Source organism: Acuticoccus sediminis (assembly GCF_003258595.1).
GTDB lineage: Bacteria > Pseudomonadota > Alphaproteobacteria > Rhizobiales > Amorphaceae > Acuticoccus > Acuticoccus sediminis.
Window position 1 is genome coordinate 438,807 of sequence record NZ_QHHQ01000002.1, and the last position, 18,134, is coordinate 456,940.

15 protein-coding genes are annotated in these 18,134 nt (G+C 69.1%); 9 read left to right on the forward strand and 6 right to left on the reverse strand.

What is annotated here, in order from left to right; translation table 11 throughout:
* Nucleotides 1–44 precede the first annotated feature (44 nt).
* Nucleotides 45–986, reverse strand: coding sequence for an aminotransferase class IV (locus DLJ53_RS10120; protein WP_111344850.1), 942 nt, complete (start codon nt 984–986; stop codon nt 45–47).
* A gap of 150 nt (nt 987–1,136) precedes the next feature.
* On the opposite strand from DLJ53_RS10120, the gene ilvE reads away from it, so the two are divergent.
* On the forward strand, nt 1,137–2,051 hold the full coding sequence (ilvE, locus tag DLJ53_RS10125) for a branched-chain-amino-acid transaminase (RefSeq protein WP_162409063.1): 915 nt from the start codon (nt 1,137–1,139) through the stop codon (nt 2,049–2,051).
* Nucleotides 2,052–2,057: 6 nt separating this feature from the next.
* On the opposite strand, the gene DLJ53_RS10130 is transcribed toward ilvE, so the two are convergent.
* Nucleotides 2,058–2,996, reverse strand: coding sequence for a 2-hydroxyacid dehydrogenase (locus DLJ53_RS10130; RefSeq protein WP_111344854.1), 939 nt, complete (start codon nt 2,994–2,996; stop codon nt 2,058–2,060).
* Nucleotides 2,997–3,075: 79 nt separating this feature from the next.
* On the opposite strand from DLJ53_RS10130, the gene DLJ53_RS10135 reads away from it, so the two are divergent.
* The 8 genes from DLJ53_RS10135 to DLJ53_RS10170 all read left to right on the forward strand — a co-directional run bounded on the left by DLJ53_RS10135 (nt 3,076) and on the right by DLJ53_RS10170 (nt 11,947).
* Complete coding sequence (locus tag DLJ53_RS10135) at nt 3,076–4,194, forward strand: mandelate racemase/muconate lactonizing enzyme family protein (protein ID WP_111344856.1); 1,119 nt, start codon at nt 3,076–3,078, stop codon at nt 4,192–4,194.
* Entirely contained in the window at nt 4,194–5,216 is a 1,023-nt protein-coding gene (locus DLJ53_RS10140; protein WP_111344857.1) for a threonine aldolase family protein, read from the forward strand. The genes DLJ53_RS10135 and DLJ53_RS10140 overlap by 1 nt, the downstream gene beginning before the upstream one ends.
* A 155-nt stretch (nt 5,217–5,371) precedes the next feature.
* Nucleotides 5,372–6,934 (forward strand): ABC transporter substrate-binding protein, encoded by a 1,563-nt coding sequence (locus DLJ53_RS10145; protein ID WP_162409065.1) that lies wholly within the window; start codon nt 5,372–5,374, stop codon nt 6,932–6,934.
* A gap of 109 nt (nt 6,935–7,043) precedes the next feature.
* Complete coding sequence (locus DLJ53_RS10150) at nt 7,044–7,994, forward strand: ABC transporter permease (protein WP_111344861.1); 951 nt, start codon at nt 7,044–7,046, stop codon at nt 7,992–7,994.
* Entirely contained in the window at nt 7,981–8,877 is an 897-nt protein-coding gene (locus tag DLJ53_RS10155; RefSeq protein ID WP_111344863.1) for an ABC transporter permease, read from the forward strand. The genes DLJ53_RS10150 and DLJ53_RS10155 overlap by 14 nt, the downstream gene beginning before the upstream one ends.
* Nucleotides 8,874–9,875, forward strand: a complete 1,002-nt coding sequence (locus tag DLJ53_RS10160; RefSeq protein WP_111344865.1) for an ABC transporter ATP-binding protein — start codon at nt 8,874–8,876, stop codon at nt 9,873–9,875. The genes DLJ53_RS10155 and DLJ53_RS10160 overlap by 4 nt, the downstream gene beginning before the upstream one ends.
* Nucleotides 9,872–10,882 carry an ABC transporter ATP-binding protein gene (locus DLJ53_RS10165; RefSeq protein ID WP_111344867.1) on the forward strand — a complete coding sequence of 337 codons (1,011 nt, stop codon included), beginning with the start codon at nt 9,872–9,874 and terminating at the stop codon, nt 10,880–10,882. Before DLJ53_RS10160 ends, DLJ53_RS10165 begins: the two co-directional genes overlap by 4 nt.
* A 21-nt stretch (nt 10,883–10,903) precedes the next feature.
* Nucleotides 10,904–11,947 carry a succinylglutamate desuccinylase/aspartoacylase family protein gene (locus DLJ53_RS10170; protein WP_111344869.1) on the forward strand — a complete coding sequence of 348 codons (1,044 nt, stop codon included), beginning with the start codon at nt 10,904–10,906 and terminating at the stop codon, nt 11,945–11,947.
* A gap of 78 nt (nt 11,948–12,025) precedes the next feature.
* Here the strand turns inward: DLJ53_RS10170 and DLJ53_RS10175 are convergent, their stop codons facing one another.
* The 4 genes from DLJ53_RS10175 to DLJ53_RS10190 form a co-directional block, all read right to left on the reverse strand.
* Complete coding sequence (locus tag DLJ53_RS10175; RefSeq protein ID WP_111344871.1) at nt 12,026–12,895, reverse strand: creatininase family protein; 870 nt, start codon at nt 12,893–12,895, stop codon at nt 12,026–12,028.
* A gap of 124 nt (nt 12,896–13,019) precedes the next feature.
* The gene (locus DLJ53_RS10180) at nt 13,020–13,784 is read right to left on the reverse strand and encodes a class II aldolase/adducin family protein (RefSeq protein WP_111344873.1); all 765 of its coding nucleotides are present in this window, start codon (nt 13,782–13,784) and stop codon (nt 13,020–13,022) included.
* A 131-nt stretch (nt 13,785–13,915) separates the two neighbouring features.
* Nucleotides 13,916–16,078, reverse strand: a complete 2,163-nt coding sequence (locus DLJ53_RS10185; RefSeq protein ID WP_202913095.1) for a N,N-dimethylformamidase beta subunit family domain-containing protein — start codon at nt 16,076–16,078, stop codon at nt 13,916–13,918.
* Nucleotides 16,079–16,195: 117 nt separating this feature from the next.
* Nucleotides 16,196–18,112 (reverse strand): TRAP transporter permease, encoded by a 1,917-nt coding sequence (locus DLJ53_RS10190; RefSeq protein ID WP_111344875.1) that lies wholly within the window; start codon nt 18,110–18,112, stop codon nt 16,196–16,198.
* Nucleotides 18,113–18,134 lie beyond the last annotated feature (22 nt).

Genomic DNA, 18,134 nt, shown 5'->3' on the forward strand with positions numbered 1-18,134 from the left:
GCCGATCCCACGGACCCGCCCCGCCTGACGCCGTGCCGAGCGACTCAGGTGTACTTCAGGTACTGCGCGGGGAAGTCGAAGTTCACGAAGTCGACGTAGGCGTCCGTCAGCTGCTTCGTGACCGGCCCGGGAACCGGGGCGCCGCCGCCGACGGGGTTGCCGTTGAACGTCCTGGCGGGGACGATGCACCAGGACGTCGAGGTGATGAAGATCTCGTCCGCGTTGAGCGCGTCGAAGATGTCGACGTCCGCCTCGTGCATCGGAATTCCGGACTTCCGCGCGAGGTCGATCACGGTCTGGCGGCTGATTCCGGCGAGCACGAACTGGGAGCGCGGCGTGCGGATCTCCCCGTTCGTCACCAGGAAGATGTTGCTCCCCGTGCCCTCGGCGAGGTTGCCGTTGACGTCGAGCAGGATCGACAGCGCCTCGGGGTTGAACGCCTTGGCGTCCATGTCCGCGGTGATGAGGTTGAGGTAGTTGTGCGTCTTGGCGCGCGGGCTGAGGGCGTCCGGGGCCGTGCGGCGCACCGCCGGGACGACGATATCCACCCCGTCGCGGAACTGCCGGGCGCGCTGGCGCAGCGGCAGCGGCGTGCACTCCACGATCACCGACGGGCCGGTGTGCTCGAACCCTTCGTCGCCGACGGCGTCGATCCCGCGCGACACGCGCTGACCGAGCCAGTAGTCGTCGCCGCCGTCGAGAAGATGGAGGTTGCGCTCGAGCACCGCCTCGCTGGCGTCGATCATCTCCTTCGGCGACAGGCCCGGGTCGATGCGAAGGTAGCGCAGCGACTGGTAGAAGCGGTCGATATGCTCCTTCAGCTTGAAGGGGCGGTGGCCGAAGGTGCGCGTCATGTCGAACGCCCCGTCGCCGAACTTGAAGCTGCGATCCCGGAAGGAGACCATGACTTCCGATTCCGGCACGATCTTGCCGTTGAAGTAGGCGACGCGCTGGTTGGCGAATGCGGGTTCGGCGGCGGCGGACATCGGCGGCACCTTCTGGCGATGGATCGGACGACCGTAGGGATCGCCGGGATGCGCTGCAAGCAGGATGCCGGACGCCGTCGACGGACGGGCCCGGCGCTTGCACGCGACCCGACACCAGATGCCGCGGCATACCGCCGGAACGAGGACCCGATGCCCACTGCCCCCTACATGTATCTGGACGGTTCGATCGTTCCCTACGCGGACGCGAAGGTCCACGCCTTCTCCGGCGTGGTCAAATACGGCTGCGGCGTGTTCGAGGGGCTGAGGGCCTACCGCAGCGCGTCCGGCAACCTCCTCCTGTTTCGCCTCGCCGAGCACATCGACCGGCTGCGCTTCGGCATGAAGGCGATGCGCTACGAGCGGATTCTTCCCCACGACGAGATCGAGGAGGCGGTCGTCTCGATGCTGCGCGCCAACGACCTGCGCGAGGACACGCACGTGCGCGTCATCGCCTACCTCGGCGGCGACGACCCGCTGCACCAGACAGGGCCGGTGGGGCTGATCGCCGGGGCGCTGCCGCGGCCGTCCCGCGGCGTCGGCGGCGGCCTTCATGCCACCGTGTCGAGCTGGCGGCGCATTGCCGACAGTGCGTTGCCGCCCCGGGTGAAGTGCACGGGGAACTACGTCAACAACCGGACCGCCGAGATCGAGGCGGTCCAGGACGGCTACGATGCGGTGCTGATGATGACCGCGGACGGCAAGCTCGCCGAGGGGTCGGGGGCCTGCCTCGTGCTCGTGCGCGACGGCCGGCTCGTCACGCCGGACGTGGGGAGCGACATCCTCGAGGGGATCACGCGCGACACGATCCTGCGGCTCGGCGCGGATATCACCGACCGGCCCGTCGCCGAGCGCCGTGTCGACCGCACGGAGCTCTTCGCGGCCGAGGAGGCGTTCCTGTGCGGCTCCGGCCAGGAGGTCACGCCGATCCTCTCGGTGGACCGCCTGCCGGTCGGATCCGGGGAGCCCGGCCCCGTCACCCTGGCGCTGCAGGAGCGATACTTCGCCATCGTTCGCGGCGAGATCCCGGAGTACGCCGCGTGGCTCACGCCCGTTTGGGAGGACTAGCGCAGGTCACGACACCGGCGTCAGGTAGCGGCCCTCGCGCAGGTAGACGTCGACGTTGTCGAGGACGGCGGTGATCACGTCCTGCCAGGTCTCGTCCGTCGACCCTGCCGCGTGCGGGCCGAGGACGACGTTGTCCATGGCGATGAGCTCGGCGGGAACCTGCGGCTCGTCGGTGAACACGTCGAGACCGGCTCCGGCGATGGTCCCGGTCCGGAGCGCCTCGATCAGGGCCGGCTGGTCGACGACGCTCCCCCGCGCGATGTTGACGAGGATGCCGCGCGGCCCCAGCGCCTTCAGGACCGAACGGTCGACCGCCCCGCTCGTCTCCGGCGTGGCAGGGACGGCGCAGAAGAGCACGTCGACCGCCTCGGCGAGGTCGAGGAGCCGCGCGTGGTGCCGGTACGGGACGCCCTCACGCGGGCGGCGCGTGCAGTAGTGCACATCCATCGCGAAGCCGGTCGCCCGTTTCGCGATCTCCTCGCCGATGCTGCCGAGGCCCCAGATGCCGGCGCGCCGGTGGCTGACCCGGCGCGTCGTCGCGGGGCGCCCGGCGAGCCACCGGCCTTCGCGGACGAAGCGGTCGTTCGTGACGATCTCCCGACCGACCGCGAGGTAGAGCCCCATCGCCATGTCGGCGACGCACGTCGCCGTCGCGCTCGGCGCGTTGCAGACGCCGATGCCGCGGGCCTTAGCGGCCGCCACGTCGATCCGGTCGAAGCCCGCCCCGGTGACGACGATGAGGCCGAGGTGGGGCAGACGGTCCATCAGCGCCGCGTCGACGGTGAAGCCACCGCCGCTCACCAGCGCGCGCACCACGGGAGCGGCCGCCGCGAGAACCGGCTCGCGGTCCGTCCCGGCGCCGATCCGATGGAGCGTGTGGTGCGCGGCGACGGTCTCCATCCAGTGTTCGGCCGCCGTTCGCCCCGTGACAAGAATTTCAGCCATAATCCTCTCCTCGGCCTCTCGTTTGCTTTAGACGAATGGCGATTCGCCCAAGACACCGTTCCGACCGCAAAGACCGCACATGCGTATCACTGAAGTCGAAACCATCCTCGTCAGCCTTCCGGAGATCCGGGATATCGGCGACGGGTGCCAGGACCTCCTGATCATCAGGATCCACACCGACGCCGGCATCACCGGCCTGGGCGAGGTGCATACCAATGCGCTCGCGGCCAAAGCGGTGATCGAGGCGCCGCTGATGTCGGTCTCGGCGTCGGGAATGGGGCGGCTCCTGATCGGCGAGGACCCGCGCGACATCAACCGCCTGTGGGACATGCTCTACAAGCGGACGTCGAGCTACGGCCGCCGGGGCCTTGCCATCCACGTCCTGTCGGGCATCGACATCGCGCTGTGGGACATCCTCGGCAAGTCGCTCGGCGTTCCGGTCTGGCGCCTTCTGGGCGGTGCGCGCCGCACGGGTGTGCCGGCCTACGCCAGCGACCTCGATCCCGGCGACCCGGCCGCGCTGATCGACCTCGCGCAGAAGCACGTGGCGAACGGTTTCCGCGCCATGAAATTCGGCTGGGGTGGCCTCGGAACGGACGTGAAGGGGACGGTCCGGACCGTCGCCGAGATCCGCAAGGCGATCGGCGACGAGCCCGACATCATGATCGACCTCGGCTTCGCCGCGCCGCTGGAGGACGCGATCTACCTCGGCCGGGGCCTCGCCGACCACGGTGTCTTCTTCCTGGAGGAGCCGCTCGATCCGGACGACCTGGAGGGCTTCGCGCGGCTGACCGCCGTCTCGCCGACGCCGATCGCCACCGGCGAGAAGGAATCGATGCTGCGCCCCTACCTCGACCTGATGGACCGGGGCGGGCTGCGGATCATCCAGCCGGACGTGGCGCGCGTCGGCGGGATCTCCGAGACGATGCGCATCCTGCATGCCGCGGAGGCGAGGGGCGTGAGGGTCATCCCGCATTGCTGGTCGGCCGATATCCTGATCGCCGCGACGCTGCATGTCCTCGCCGTCGCCCGCGACGCGCCATACCTTGAGTTCAACGCCACCGACAACCCGCTGCGGTGCGAACTCGCCGCGAACCCGTTCCGGCCGGTCGACGGCATCGTCGCGATGCCCGAGGCGCCCGGCCTCGGCGTCGAGCTCGACGAGGAGGCGGTCGAGCGCTACCGGGTCGCCGTCTGATGGTCGACCTGCGCAGCGACAATGTCGCCGGGGCGGCGCCGCAGATCGTCGAGGCGGTCGTGCGCGCGTCGACCGGCACCGCCCGCAGCTACGGCGCCGACGAGTGGACCGCGCGGCTGCAGACGGCCTTTAGCGAGCTGTTCGAGCACGATTGCGTCGTCCAGCCGACCCTGACCGGGACCGCGACCAACGCACTGGCGCTCTCGCTGCTTGTGCCGGCCTGGGGCGCGGTCTGCTGCAGCGGCGTCGCCCACATCCACGACAGCGAATGCGGCGCCGGGGAGATGTTCACCGGCGGCGCCAAGCTGATTCCGCTCGGCCACGAGGAGGGGCGCCTGCGGCCGGCGGTATTGGAGCGCTATCTGGCGAAGGCGGCCGGGGCAGGGACGGCGGTCGCGCCGCCGAAGGTCCTGTCGCTCACCGAGGCGACGGAATGCGGCACGCTCTACAACGTGGATGAGGTGGCGGAGCTTGCGGCGGTCGCCCGCGGCTTCGGCCTGCGTGTCCACATGGACGGGGCGCGGTTCGCCAACGCCGTGGCCGCGCTCGGCTGCACCCCGGCGGAATTGACCTGGCGGTCCGGGGTCGACGTCCTCTCGTTCGGGGCGACGAAGAACGGGGCGCTGGCGGCCGAGGCGGTGGTGGCGTTCGACCCCGCGCTCGCCGAGGCGCTGCGCTATCGCGCGCGGAAGGCCGGACAGGTTCTGTCCAAGATGCGCTTCGTCTCGGCACAGCTCGATGCCTACGTCGCAGACGGACTTTGGCTGAATCTGGCAGGACATGCCAACAAGATGGCGGCGCGACTGGCCGGCGGGATGCGCAGTATCGATGGTATCGCGCTCCTCTATCCTGTCGATATCAATGAAATTTTCTGCAGAGTTGACGAGGTATTGAGCAGCAGGCTTGACGCCGCAAACGTCGGATTCTTCGACCGGGGAGAGGGCGAGATACGGATGGTGACGGCCTTCTCGAATACGGCCGATGAGATGGATGAAATCATCAATATACTGCATAGCGCCTAAATGTTAGGCTCCGGTCCGGCGTATCAGTCGACCGCTGGCATGCCACTTGCTGTTTGTCGCAGGACCGCTGGCGGCCGAGACCTCTGATCGCATGGCGGCATGTCGACCAGCTGACGGAGCGACGAATGACTTCTCGGAACAGGACACCGGCCTGGTTGGCCGGGATTAGCGTCGCGGCCTTGTTTGCCGCTGCCGCCCCCGCGATGGCCGCGTGGGAGTGCCCCGAGACGGGCGGCGACCTCACGTTCGGGCAGGAGGCCAAGGTCAACAGCCTCGATATGCACGCGAGCTCGACGATCTCCACCCGCAACGTCGCGATGCACATCTTCGAATCGCTGATGACGCGCGACGAGACCAACAACCCGATCCTCGAGCTCGCGGAGGCCGTGGACACGTCCGAGGACGGCCTCACCTACACCTTCACCCTGCGCGACGGGATCACCTTCCACGACGGCAGCGACATGACGTCCGCCGATGTCGCGGCGTCGTTCGACCGGTACAGCAAGATCGGCGTCGAGCGCGGCATCCTCTCCAACGTCGAGAGCTGGGAGACGCCGGACGACCTCACGTTCGTCGTCCACATGTCCCAGGCGCAGCCCACGTTCCTGGAGGACCTCAGCTCCTTCAGCGTGCCGATCGTGATCATCCCGTCGGAGAACGCCGGCGCCGATCCCTTGAAGCTCGAGCCGGTCGGGACGGGGCCGTTCGAGCTGGTGGAGTTCGTCGCCGACAGCCACGTGAAGCTGAAGCGCTTCGACGGCTACAAGCCCAACGAGGCCTACGACGAGCGCACCGGCTTCGGCGGCTACAAGGTCGCCTGCGTCGACACCGTGACCTTCCGCATCGTCACCGAGCCGGGCTCGCGCGTTGCGGGTCTCGAGACCGGCGAGCTCGACGCCGTGGAGGACGTGCCGCAGGCGAGCGTGGAGCGGCTGTCGTCCAACCCCGACATCGCGATGATCCCGTACGAGAACTTCTGGATCCATCTCGCCACGCCGAACTTCGAGAAGCCGCCGACCGACAAGAAGCTGGTCCGCCAGGCGATCGCGGCCGCACTCGACATGGAAGAGATCATGCTGGTCGCCACGGACGGCGCCTACAACGTCAACTTCGGCTTCCAGACGCAGGATCGCGCGGTCTATTCGGACGCCGGCAAGGAGTACTTCAACCTCGCCGACCCGGAGAAGGCGAAGGCGCTGCTCGAGGAGGCCGGCTACGACGGCGAGGAGCTCGTCCTCCTGACCAACCGCGACTACTCGACGATGTACAACGCCGCGCTCGTCATGTCCGAGCAGCTTCAGGACATCGGCATGAACGTGCGCGTCGAGGTCCAGGACTGGCCGGCCACCATCGCCACGCGCAACAAGAACCCGGACGCGTGGAACTACCACTTCACCGGCTGGGGCACGAACACCTCGCTCGGCTATCTCGCGGTCTTCAAGTTCCTCGCGCCGCCGCAGCCGATCTACGCCATGTCCGATCCGGAAAAGAACATGGATGAGGCGTTCAACACCGCCTACACGGAGATGATGAACGGCGCGAACTTCGAGGTGCGCAAGGAGGCCTTCGCCGAGGCGCAGCGGGTCGTCATGGAGGACGGCCTCGCACTGCCGTTCGGCTGGCTCACCAAGAACCAGGCGGCCCGCTCCAACGTGCACAACTTCGTCCCGTTCCGGATCCCGCGGATGTACAACGTCTGGATGGGCTCGACCTCCTGACCGGACCACTCCCGATCGGCCGGTCCCCGGCCGATCGGACCTTCGGCGCCCCTACGTCAGACCGCGAGGCCACGGCTGTGCCCGGAACCCGAGCCCCTCTCGCCGACCGATGATCGCATACATCATCCGGCGGCTTCTCTACGTCATCCCAGTCCTTCTCATCATCTCGCTGATATCGTTCTCGCTGATGCAGCTCGTGCCCGGAGACCCGGCCATCGTGGTCGCCGGCACCAGCGCCTCCAACGAGGAGATCGAACGGGTCCGCGAGCAGCTCGGTCTCAACCAGCCCTTCCACGTCCAGCTCCTCACCTGGTACGCGAACCTCTTCCGCGGCGACCTCGGGACCTCGTTCCTGCTGGGCCGCGATGTCGTCGAGGTGACGCTCGAGCGGCTTCCGGTCTCGTTGTCGATCGCGATCTACGCGCTGGTGCTGACGCTGATCTTCGGCATCATGCTCGGCATCATCGCGGCATTGCGGCAGAACTCCTGGGTCGATCAGGCGGTCATGACGGTGGCGCTGATCGGCGTCAGCCTGCCGAACTTCTGGCTCGGCCTCATCCTCATCGTCATCTTCGCCGTCGAGCTCGGCTGGCTGCCGACGGCGGGATACGTCCCCTTCACGGAGGATATCGTCGGCTGGCTGCGCTCGACCACGCTGCCGGCCGTCTCCCTCGCGATGCTGCAGATGGGGCTGCTGGCGCGCATCACCCGGTCGACGATGCTGGAGGTCCTCAGGCAGGACTACATCCGCACCGCCCGCGCCAAGGGGCTGCCGGAGCATGTCGTCGTCGGCAAGCATGCGCTGAAGAACGTGATGATCCCGGTGATCACGGTGATCGGCATCATCTTCAGCGTCCTCCTCTCGGGGTCGGTGGTGATCGAGACCATCTTCTCGATTCCCGGCGTCGGCTCGCTGCTCGGCTCGGCGATCCTGCGGCGGGACTATCCCGTCATCCAGGGCGGGCTGCTGCTGGTCGCGACGATGCTGCTGCTCCTCAATCTCGTCATCGACGTCCTCTACGCCTACTTCGATTCGAGGGTGCGCTATGACCGCGACTGATGCGGCGCGCGGGGCGGTCCCGTCGGAGCCGGCGGCGCCGCGTCGGCGCAGGAGCGGTCTCTGGATCCGCCTCCTCAGCCACCGCCTGTTCGTGACCGGCTTCGTGCTGATGGCGCTCGTGACCTTCGGCGCGGTGTTCGCGGACGTCCTGACGACGGCGAACCCGGTCAAGATGTCCGTGCGCACGCGCTTCGAGCCGCCGAGCTTCGAGTACATCTTCGGCACCGACAACTTCGGCCGCAGCCAGTGGGCGCGCGTCCTCTACGGCGCGCGGCTGTCGCTCATGATCGGCCTCGGCGTCGTTCTCCTCAACGCGGTGTTCGGCACGCTGGTCGGCGCGCTCGCGGGCTACTTCAAGCGCCTCGACAACGTGCTGATGCGGATCGCGGACGCGTTCATGGCCTTCCCGGTCATCCTGCTCGCCATCGGCATCACAGCAGCGCTGGGGCCGAGCTCGATGAACGCGGTCATCGCCCTCGCCGCGGTCTACACGCCCCGCACCGCGCGCGTCGTGCGCGCCTCGGTGCTGGTGGCGCGCGAGATGGAGTACGTGCAGGCGGCGCGCGCGTGCGGGGCAGGGGACTGGCGCATCCTGCGCCGGCATGTCCTGCCGAACTGCATGGCGCCTCTCATCGTGCAGCTCACCTTCATCTTCGCATACTCTGTGCTGTCGGAGGCGGTGCTCTCCTTCCTCGGGCTCGGTGCGCAGCCGCCGGTCCCGACCTGGGGCAACATCATCGCCGAGGGGCGCACCTACATCCGCGAGGCGGCGTGGATCACGCTGATCCCTGGCCTCGTGCTCGCCGCCACCGTGCTCGGCCTCAACCTCCTCGGCGACGGCCTGCGCGACGTTCTCGACCCCCGTCTCAAGGTGCAGCAATGAGCGCCCCGCCCCTCCTCAGCGTGCGCAACCTCGTGACGACGTTCCAGGCCGGTGGCGGTGCGTTCAACGCCGTCAAGGACGTCAGCTTCGACCTCGCCGAGGGCGAGGTGCTCGGGATCGTCGGCGAGTCGGGGAGCGGCAAGAGCGTGACCGCGCTGTCGATCCTCCAGCTCATCCCCAATCCGCCCGGGGAGGTCACCGGCGGCGAGATCCTGTTCCGCGGCGAGGACCTCGTAAAGGCCTCGCGGCGGCGGATGCGCCAGGTGCGCGGCGCCGAGATCGCGATGATCTTCCAGGAGCCGATGACCTCGCTGAACCCGGTCTTCTCGATCGGCGACCAGATCATCGAGACGATCCGCTATCATGAGCGGATTTCCAGGCGCGCCGCCCGGGACCGGGCCATCGAGCTTCTCGACCGGGTCGGCATCGCGGCACCGGCGCAGCGGCTCGGCGAGTACCCGCACGAGCTCTCCGGCGGCATGCGGCAGCGGGCGATGATCGCCATCGCGCTCTCCTGCAACCCGCGGCTCCTGCTGGCGGACGAGCCCACCACGGCGCTCGACGTGACCATCCAGGCGCAGATCCTCGAACTGCTCAGCGATCTGCGCGAGGAGTTCGGGATGGCGATCGTCCTCATCACGCACGACCTCGGCGTCGTGGCGCAGTACGTCGACCGCGTCATCGTCATGTACTCCGGCCGCGTCATCGAGCAGGCGCCCGTCGGCGAGCTGTTCGAGACGCCGAAGCACCCCTACACCGAGGGCCTCCTCGGCAGCATCGCCTCGCTGGACCACGACACCGACCGGCTCGCCGCCATCCCCGGGACCGTGCCGAGCCCGTTCGACGTGATCCCGGGCTGCCGCTTCGCCCCGCGCTGCGGCTTCGCCAGGGAGGCGTGCGACATCGCCGATCCGCCGCTGATCAGCGCGGCCCCCGAGCACGAGGCGGCCTGCATCCGCCTCAACGGTTATGACCCGATCCGGAGCGACGCCGCATGACGCCGACGAGGCCGCTCGTCGAGGCCGTCGGCCTCACGAAGCATTTCCCGATCAGGGGCGGACCGCTCGGCCGGCAGGCCAACGTGGTGCGCGCGGTGGACGGGGTGGACGTGACCATCGGGCCGGGCGAGACGCTCGGCCTCGTCGGCGAGTCCGGCTGCGGCAAGACGACGACCGGGCGGATGCTGGTCAGGCTGATCGACCCGACCGATGGCCGGATCACCTTCGACGGCCAGAGCATCGAGGACCTCGACGCTGCCGCGATGCGCGCCGTGCGCCGCGACATGCAGATCATCTTCCAGGACCCGTACGGCTCGCTCAACCCGCGCATGAGCGTGCAGGACATCATCGCCGAGCCGCTCGAGATCCTGAACATCGGCAACGCCAGCTCCCGGCGGGAGCAGGTGGCCGAGCTCCTCAGGGTGGTCGGTCTCGCGCCCTACCACGCCGAGCGCTTCCCGCACGAGTTCTCCGGCGGCCAGCGCCAGCGCATCGGCATCGCACGCGCGCTCGCGGTGCGGCCCAAGCTCGTGGTGTGCGACGAGCCGGTCTCCGCGCTCGACGTCTCGATCCAGGCGCAGGTGGTGAACCTCCTGAAGGACCTGCAGGCCGAGTTCGGCCTCACCTACCTCTTCATCAGTCACGACCTCGGTGTTGTGCGCCACATCTCCGACCGCGTGATGGTGATGTACCTCGGCAAGGCGGTCGAGGTGGCGCCCAAGCGCGAGCTCTACGCCAACCCGCAGCACCCCTACACGCAGGCGCTGCTCTCGGCGATCCCGATCCCCGACCCGAAGCGGCGGACCAGCCGAAAGGTCATCCGCGGCGACATTCCGAGCCCCGCCAATCCGCCCAGCGGCTGCCGCTTCCACACGCGCTGCCCGCACGTGATGGACGTCTGCCGCGAACTCGAGCCGCAGCTTCTCAAGGGCGCGCCGGACCATCGCGTGGCCTGTCATCTCGTTCACCCGCCTTCGACCGCGAGAGCGGAGAACGCGACGACCTGACCGCAACCCCAGAAGGCGCACATGAGCGAACTTGAGAGCCGCATCTCCAGTCCCGTGGACTTCGAGAAGAACGGCAAGCAGACCGGCTATCTCCGGCTCCCGTACTCGTCGAACGTGTCGGCGTACGGGTGGATCGGCATCCCCATCGCCGTCATCAGGAACGGGACCGGGCCGACCGTCTATCTGGGCGCCGGCAACCACGGCGACGAGTACGAGGGGCAGATCACCCTGGTGCGCCTCATCCGCGAGCTCGACCCGGCGCAGATCCAGGGGCGGCTCATCATTCTGCCGGCGACCAACACGCCGGCCGCGATGAACCACAGCCGGACCTCGCCCATCGACCACGGCAACCTCAACCGCAGCTTCCCCGGCGAGCCCTGGGCGCCGGACCACCGCCCGACCGGCGCGATCGCGCACTACATCGCCAACGCGATCCTGCCGCTGTGCGACGCCTCGCTCGACATGCACTCCGGCGGCAAGACCCTCGACTACATCCCGAGCGCCCTGATCCGCCGTGACGGGGACGACGGGCATTTCCAGAAGAAGCTCGCGGCGCTGCGGGCGTTCGGCGCGCCGATCGGCTACATCGTGGAAGGGGGGAGCCCCTCGGCCGGCGGCGGCCAGCGGCCCCCGACGCTCAACGCCCATTCCGACGCCTTCGGGGCGATCAGCCTCGGCACCGAGCTCGGCGGGGCGGGCACCGTCACGCGCACCACTCTCGGGGTCGCGCGACGCGGCGTCTACAACTTCCTCACCCACCTCGGCGTTCTGGAGAGCGGGCATCCTTACGCCCAGATGGGCCACGAGCCGCGGCTCCTGACGGTCGGCGGGCCGGACTACTACGTCCATGCGCCGACCCGCGGCGCGTTCGAGCCGGCCTTCGACCTCGGCGACGAGGTGAATGCCGGCGATCTCGCCGGCTGGATCCACCAGATCGACGAGCCGGACCTTCCCGCCCGCGAAGTGTACTTCGAGCGCAGCGGCGTCGCGTTCTGCAAGCGGCCGATCGTGGCCGTGGAGCGGGGCGACTGCCTCGCCCACCTCGGCACCGACTGGACCGGCTGACGGCGGTGCCCGGCGGCGTGGGCCGCCGGCCGACCGTTGCGTCGGGCGTGCTGCGCCCGAAGCGGTGAGGGGCGGCGGTCAGCGCCGCCCGGTCGGCCTCGCGCGGCGCTTCAGCTCCTCGACGTCGGCGTCGCGGTAGTCCGGCGGCGGCAGGATCTCGCGCTGGCGGATCTCGTCGATGATCTCCGAGACCTCGTTCGCGGCCGCCTCGAGCGCGGCCTCGCCCTTCTCCGCCGTCGCCTTGGTGGGGTCGCCCCGGACGCCGGTCGCCGACCCCGTGGCGAAGTACTCCATGACGACCAGCGGGACCGTCGAGTCGGGATCGGGCCGGCGGCCCGTCAGGTCGGACCAGAAGTGGGGGCCGCGGCGGAACGAGTAGTCGGCGACGGCCTGCTCCATGTCGACCCGGTCGGGATCGATCGCGAGGTAGGCGGCGGTCTCCAGCTCGCACGCGTGGCTCGTATGCTCGCTCTCCTGCAGCGGCTGGAAGGCCTTCGCCACGGCGCCCAGCGCGAACCACGACTGCCCGGCGACGAGCGCCTCGGGATGCTTGATCTGCGACAGGCGCACGATCAGGTCGAGCAGCGGCCGGTTCGAGCCGTGCCCGTTGATGATGAGGATGCGCTTGAAGCCGCCGCGGATGAGCGAGGAGACGACGCACACGCCGTACTTGACGAGCAGGTCCCAGTCGACGTCGATCGTGCCCGGCCAGGCCATGTGATGGGCCTCGAAGCCGAACGCCATCGGCGTCATGACCAGGCTGTTGGGGTTGCGCTTCGCGGCGCGCACGCAGACCTCCGACGCGAGGCGCAGGTCGACGTCGACGGGAAGGTGCGGTCCGTGCTGCTCGATCGACGCGAACGGGATGATGACGACCTTGTCGGCCGCGGCCGCTTCGCGGATCTTCGGCCAGGTCAGGCGTTCGTAGTAGATTTCGTCGGTGCGCATCGCCCGCGGTCTCCGAGGCAGATTTCAGGACTTTTCGATTGCGGACCGGCAGACGGTGCGGGTCCGCCGGGTTCCGGTGCAACGTTCGGGCCGCCCGGCCCGGCAGGCGTGGTGCGCCGGGCGTTCAGGACGCGTAGTCGGGCTCCTCGCGGTCCAGGATGCGGCGCCACGCGTCGAGGTGCAGGCGCGCGTCGAAGACGTCGCTCCAGGGGCCGCGGTGGGTCTTGCGGAACTCGGGCTTCATCTGGCGCAGCGGCAGTCCGGTCGACATCGCCGTCATCTGGTACATGCAGGTGCGCTCGGCCATGTAGAGCTCGTCGAACGCGTCGTGGATCGTCGGTCCGACCACCGAGACACCGTGGCTCGCCATGACCAGGATGGTGAGGTCGCCAAGCACGCCGGCGAGCCGGTCGCCCTCCTCCTCGTCGAGGACGATGCCGCCGAAGTCGTCGTCGTAGGCGATACGCTCAGCGAGGATCATCTCGTTCTGGTGCGCGAAGGCCATGCGGCCCTTGTCGATCAGGGAGAGCGCGGTCAGGAAGCGCGGATGGGTGTGCAGCACGCACCGCGCGGCCGGGTGCATCAGGTGGATGCGGGCGTGGATGTAGAAGGCGACGCGGCGCAGCTCGCCATCTCCCTGGAGCACCTCGCCCCTGAGGTTGCAGGTGAGGAGATCGCTCGCCCGGATCTCCTTCCAGTGGAGGCCGCGCGGGTTGATCAGGAAGCGCTGTTCGCCGCTGCCGTCGTCGGGCAGCATCATGGAGTTGTGCCCCCCGATCTGCTCGTTCATGCCTTCGCGCGCGCAGACCCGGAACACGGCGGCGAGGTCGCAGCGCAGATCCCATTCGGTGGCTTCGGCGGGCGGGGCGACGTCCACGGTGGCGTCCATGTCGCGTTCTCCTTCGCGGGCGGGGGAGCGGAGCCTCGATGGAATGCTACGCCCGGTGCGGAGCCGAACAAAATGCCAAATTTTTGGCAATCCGGCACAATTGCGCGCAATCGCCGACGGCAGGCCTGCAACTACGCGCCGGCCGTGAACCGTGCCAAGACGTTCTGCAGTATCCGCGCGACGCCGTTGTCGAAGTCGTTCCACGGAAGGCTGCCGCAGAAGGTGATGGACCCGGTCGAGAACACCTGACCGCCGCCCGGCGTCGGCATCAGCACCATCTCGGCGCGCACGAGATCGCGGGGAGGCTCGCCGGTGACGGTGCGCAGGTGGCTGAGCAGCTCTTCCGGCACGACCACGAAGCTGTCGCTGTGCGCCTCGCTGCGGGCGAGGATCACCGCGTTGTCCGGCGTGCCGAGCTCGTGGTCGGCGCGGTCGAGTTCGAAGCCGGCGGCGCCGCCGCCGGAAAAGCCGTAGTCGCCGATCTTCTCCTCGTCGACACCGTCGAACACCCAGGCGACCGCGGGGTGATAGGAGGCCTCGGTGCGCCGGTAGTAGGACCCCTCGAACAGGCCCTGGCTGGAGAAGCCGACGCCGACGAGCTCCTGCGGCGGGCGGCCGTTGCGCCGCCACAGGCCGCCGTACTCGCCGTCGAGCGCGTGGTAGTTCTCGCCCGCCTCGGTGGCCCAGGCGCGGATGCCGCCCTCGGCGCGGCGCACCTCCAGAATGCCCGGCGCCAGCGGTGAGGTGGCGATGCGCCAGTAGAACCCGTTGCCGCCGAGATAGGCGAGGTGCCCACCGGTCTCGGTGTACGCCTTGAGGGCGTCGAGGGTCTGGCGGGTGTGGTACTCGGGGTGCGAGCTCGTGACCACCGCCGGATAGCCGGCGATCAGGTCGGCCCCCTCACGGTGCAGGTCCTCGTCCGTGACGACGTCGAAGGCGATCCCCTTGCGGCGGAAGAACTCCGTGAGGTGGGAGTCCGCCGGGAAATGCCGCAGGCCGGACACGTAGCCTTCGCCGGCGAACGTCAGGAACCCCGGCCGCATGGTCAGGACCGGCCGCAGCCGGGACGAGTAGGCCGTGCCCGAGCCGTCCGGATGGAAGTTGTAGGTGGAGAAGCCGTACTGCGGGTGGCTGTCCGGCCCTTCCGGTGTCCCCCACGCCTCGATCCGCTCGCGCATCGCCGCGTCAAGGTTGCCGCGGGCATGGTTGGCGTACGCCTGGTAGGTGAAGGTCGAGGCGAGGAAGACGACGTCCGCCGTCCGCTTCCCCCGCGGCGGCAGGACGTAGAAGGGAATGACGTCCGACGTGCCGGCGTGGCTGAGGCGGACGCCGTAGATCCCGCTCGGGCAGCCGTCCGGGATGGGCACCTCGAGGTCGGTCCCCCAGCCGGCGTTGCCGATGTCGTCCTCGTGGAAGTGGACCGCGGCGTAGTGGTCCGGCTTGTGGATCCAGCGGTGCTCGGTGCCGTCCCAGCGCGAGCCGCGCACCGCCCGCATCGGGAAATTGACGAAGCGCCCGTTCAGCGCCTGCGGACCGGCGTCGACGATCGCCTGGGTCTCGATGCCGCGGGAGAAGTCCCAGAACGCGAGGCAGGAGCCGTGCGCGTCCTCGAGGGAGGTGAGGCGCCGGACCCGGACATCCTCGATGCGGCCGTTGAAGTGATCGCGCATGCGGCCATCGCGTTCCGCCGCCGCGATGCAGAGCGGCGCGTCGACGGGCGGCGGCGGGGCCGTCCACGCGGTCTCCGCCGTCGCGGCCTCGCCTCGCCCCAGCGGTACGACGGAGAGCATCGCCCGGCCGACGCTCGTTCCCAGCGTCAGCGTCACCCGGTACCAGACGCGGCGCTTCATCTCGAAGGGGAGGGCGCAGCCGGACGGCTCCGTCCCCCCGGCGTCGCAGCGCACCTCCGACCGGGTCGCCGCGATGGTGAAGCCGCCGCCGACCGCGATCAGCGCGCTCGGCGTATCGCGCAGCAGCCAGGGCTGCATGTTGAAGGAGATGGCGACGGTCGCGCCCTGCAGGACGTCCCCGGTCGGCACCACGCCGTAGGAGCCGAGCGCGATCTCCTGCCGCCGCGCCGGGAAGGTGCCGAGGTCGCCGCCCTCGACCGGGACGATGGCGACGCCGGGGCCGTCAGGGTTGGCGTCGGCGCTGCCGATCGCGACGAGTTCGGCCGCGACCTCACCCTCGCCGGTGGCGCTCGACTTCAGGGCGAGCCGCCCGCCGGGGCGGACGGAGATCTCGTCCAGATAGCCCGTGATCGCGAGGTCTTTGACGACGGTCGAAGGGGCCACGGGACTGTTCCTGTCGTGCGTTCGTCCCTCAGCGCACCGGCGCGGGCGGGTGTTGTCAAGCCCGCGCGCCTTCGCTCCTCCCCACCCGGCGGTGCATCCCCGCCGGCGGGGCGCCGTTCAGGCGTTGGTGCGGCGGACGCCGAAGGCGGCGTTGACACTGGGGAGGAGCCCGGCGGCCAGGAACGCGAGGCCGAGGGCGTCCAGCATCAGGCTCGCGGGGAACAGCAGGATCAGCCCCGCCATGCCGAAGAGGCCGCGCCGGACCGGGCCGATGCGCCCGCCGATCGGGTCCGCCCCCTGGAGCGCCACCGCCAGCGCCAGCACGCCGAGGAGGTAGGCGATCGTGGAATGCACGATGTCGAACGTATCCCCCATCAGCAGGATCCCCGGGACGTAGGCGAAGGTGAACGGCATCAGGATCAGCGTCATGCCGTACTTCAGCGCGGCGAGCCCGGTCTTCATCGGGTCCGCGCCCGCGATCGCCGCGCCGGCGAAGGCGGCGACGCACACCGGCGGCGTGATGTTCGACAGGCACGCCGCGTAGAAGACGGCGAGGTGCGCCGCCACCGTCGGCACCCCGAGCTGGATGAGGGCGGGTGCCGCCACAACGGACAGGATGATGTAGGACCCCGTCGTGCTCGACCCCATGCCGATGATGATCGAGATCAGCGTCACGAGGATCAGCGCGAGGAACAGGTAGCCGCCGGAGAAGTCCACCAGCACGGCGGAGAACTTCAGCCCCAGCCCGGCGAGGACGATGCCGCCGATGATGATGCCGAGCGAGCCGATGGCCGCGCCCGCCGCCGCGTTGCTCTGCGCCCCGCCGACGAGGCTCTGGCCGATGCGCGACGGCCCCATCCGCGTGTCCTTGCGGATCCACGACAGCGCGATGGTCGCGAGCGTCCCCCAGAAGGCGCAGAACTCTGGCGTGTAGCCGTTGAAGAGGAGACCGATCACGACGACGAGCGGCAGGAAGAAGTACCAGCCGCCGGCGAGTACGGAGCGTACGCTCGGCGTCTCGGACGGGGGCAGGCCCTTCAGGCCCGTGCGCACCGCCTCGAGGTCCACCATCATCAGGACGAAGACGAAGAACATCGTCGCGGGGATGATGTTCATCAGCGCGATGGTGAGGTAGCTCGTCTCCGTCAGCGTCGCGAGGATGAAGACGCCCGCGCCCATCACCGGCGGCATGAACTGCCCGCCCGTGGAGGCGATCGCCTCGATCGCGCCGGCGTGGTGCGGCTTGAAGCCGGTGCGCTTCATCAGCGGGATGGTAAAGGCGCCGGTGGTGACGACGTTCGCCACCGAGGAGCCGGAGATCGACCCGAACAGCGCCGAGGTCAGCACCGAGATCTTCGCCGGTCCGCCGCGCCAGCGCCCGGCGACCGCCGTCCCGAGCTCCATGAAGAAGGCGCCCGCGCCGGAGCGCTCCAGGAACGCGCCGAAGATGATGAACGGGAACACGAACGTCGCGAAGGTCGCCGCGACGACGCCGAACATCGCCTCCTGGGTGGAGAACGTGAACTCCAGGATGCGCTCGACGCTCATCCCCGGATGCGACAGCCGGCCCGGCAGCCAAGGCCCGAAGTAGAGCTGCAGCAGGAAGAGGATCGCGATGACCGGGATGACGGGGCCGAGCGCGCGCCGGCTCGTCTCCAGCATCACCACGATCGCGACCCCGCCCATCCAGAGATCGTAGGCGTTGGGGGATGAGACGCGGAAGATCGCGTAGCTGACGTACTGGTCGATCCAGTAGCCGAGGCTGACCACGGCCGCGACGATGAAGACGAGGTCCAGGATCTCCGGCCGGGTCTTCGGCGACCAGCGGCCGGCGGGGAAGATCAGGAAGACGAGCACCGACGTCAGCATCAGGTAGATGCCGCGGTTGCTCTCGGTCGAGAAGATCCCGAACCCGGACGTGTAGAGGTAGAAGGCGCAGAAGCCGATCGCCACGAGATTGAAGGCCAGCGCCGGCACGCCCGTCAGCGTGCGCTTGCTGCCATATACGTTGAAGAGCCAGTTGCTGCGCTGCATCGTCCCTCACCCAAAAAGGAAC

What these genes read in the sequence shown, in the direction of transcription:
- DLJ53_RS10155 (WP_111344863.1), top strand. Translation starts at nt 7,981, where the DNA reads ATGACCGCGACTGATGCGGCGCGCGGGGCGGTCCCGTCGGAGCCGGCG.
- DLJ53_RS10180 (WP_111344873.1), bottom strand. Translation starts at nt 13,784, where the DNA reads ATGGACGCCACCGTGGACGTCGCCCCGCCCGCCGAAGCCACCGAATGG.
- DLJ53_RS10120 (WP_111344850.1), bottom strand. Translation starts at nt 986, where the DNA reads ATGTCCGCCGCCGCCGAACCCGCATTCGCCAACCAGCGCGTCGCCTAC.
- ilvE (WP_162409063.1), top strand. Translation starts at nt 1,137, where the DNA reads ATGCCCACTGCCCCCTACATGTATCTGGACGGTTCGATCGTTCCCTAC.
- DLJ53_RS10165 (WP_111344867.1), top strand. Translation starts at nt 9,872, where the DNA reads ATGACGCCGACGAGGCCGCTCGTCGAGGCCGTCGGCCTCACGAAGCAT.
- DLJ53_RS10160 (WP_111344865.1), top strand. Translation starts at nt 8,874, where the DNA reads ATGAGCGCCCCGCCCCTCCTCAGCGTGCGCAACCTCGTGACGACGTTC.
- DLJ53_RS10190 (WP_111344875.1), bottom strand. Translation starts at nt 18,112, where the DNA reads ATGCAGCGCAGCAACTGGCTCTTCAACGTATATGGCAGCAAGCGCACG.
- DLJ53_RS10170 (WP_111344869.1), top strand. Translation starts at nt 10,904, where the DNA reads ATGAGCGAACTTGAGAGCCGCATCTCCAGTCCCGTGGACTTCGAGAAG.
- DLJ53_RS10150 (WP_111344861.1), top strand. Translation starts at nt 7,044, where the DNA reads ATGATCGCATACATCATCCGGCGGCTTCTCTACGTCATCCCAGTCCTT.
- DLJ53_RS10175 (WP_111344871.1), bottom strand. Translation starts at nt 12,895, where the DNA reads ATGCGCACCGACGAAATCTACTACGAACGCCTGACCTGGCCGAAGATC.
- DLJ53_RS10135 (WP_111344856.1), top strand. Translation starts at nt 3,076, where the DNA reads ATGCGTATCACTGAAGTCGAAACCATCCTCGTCAGCCTTCCGGAGATC.
- DLJ53_RS10140 (WP_111344857.1), top strand. Translation starts at nt 4,194, where the DNA reads ATGGTCGACCTGCGCAGCGACAATGTCGCCGGGGCGGCGCCGCAGATC.
- DLJ53_RS10130 (WP_111344854.1), bottom strand. Translation starts at nt 2,996, where the DNA reads ATGGCTGAAATTCTTGTCACGGGGCGAACGGCGGCCGAACACTGGATG.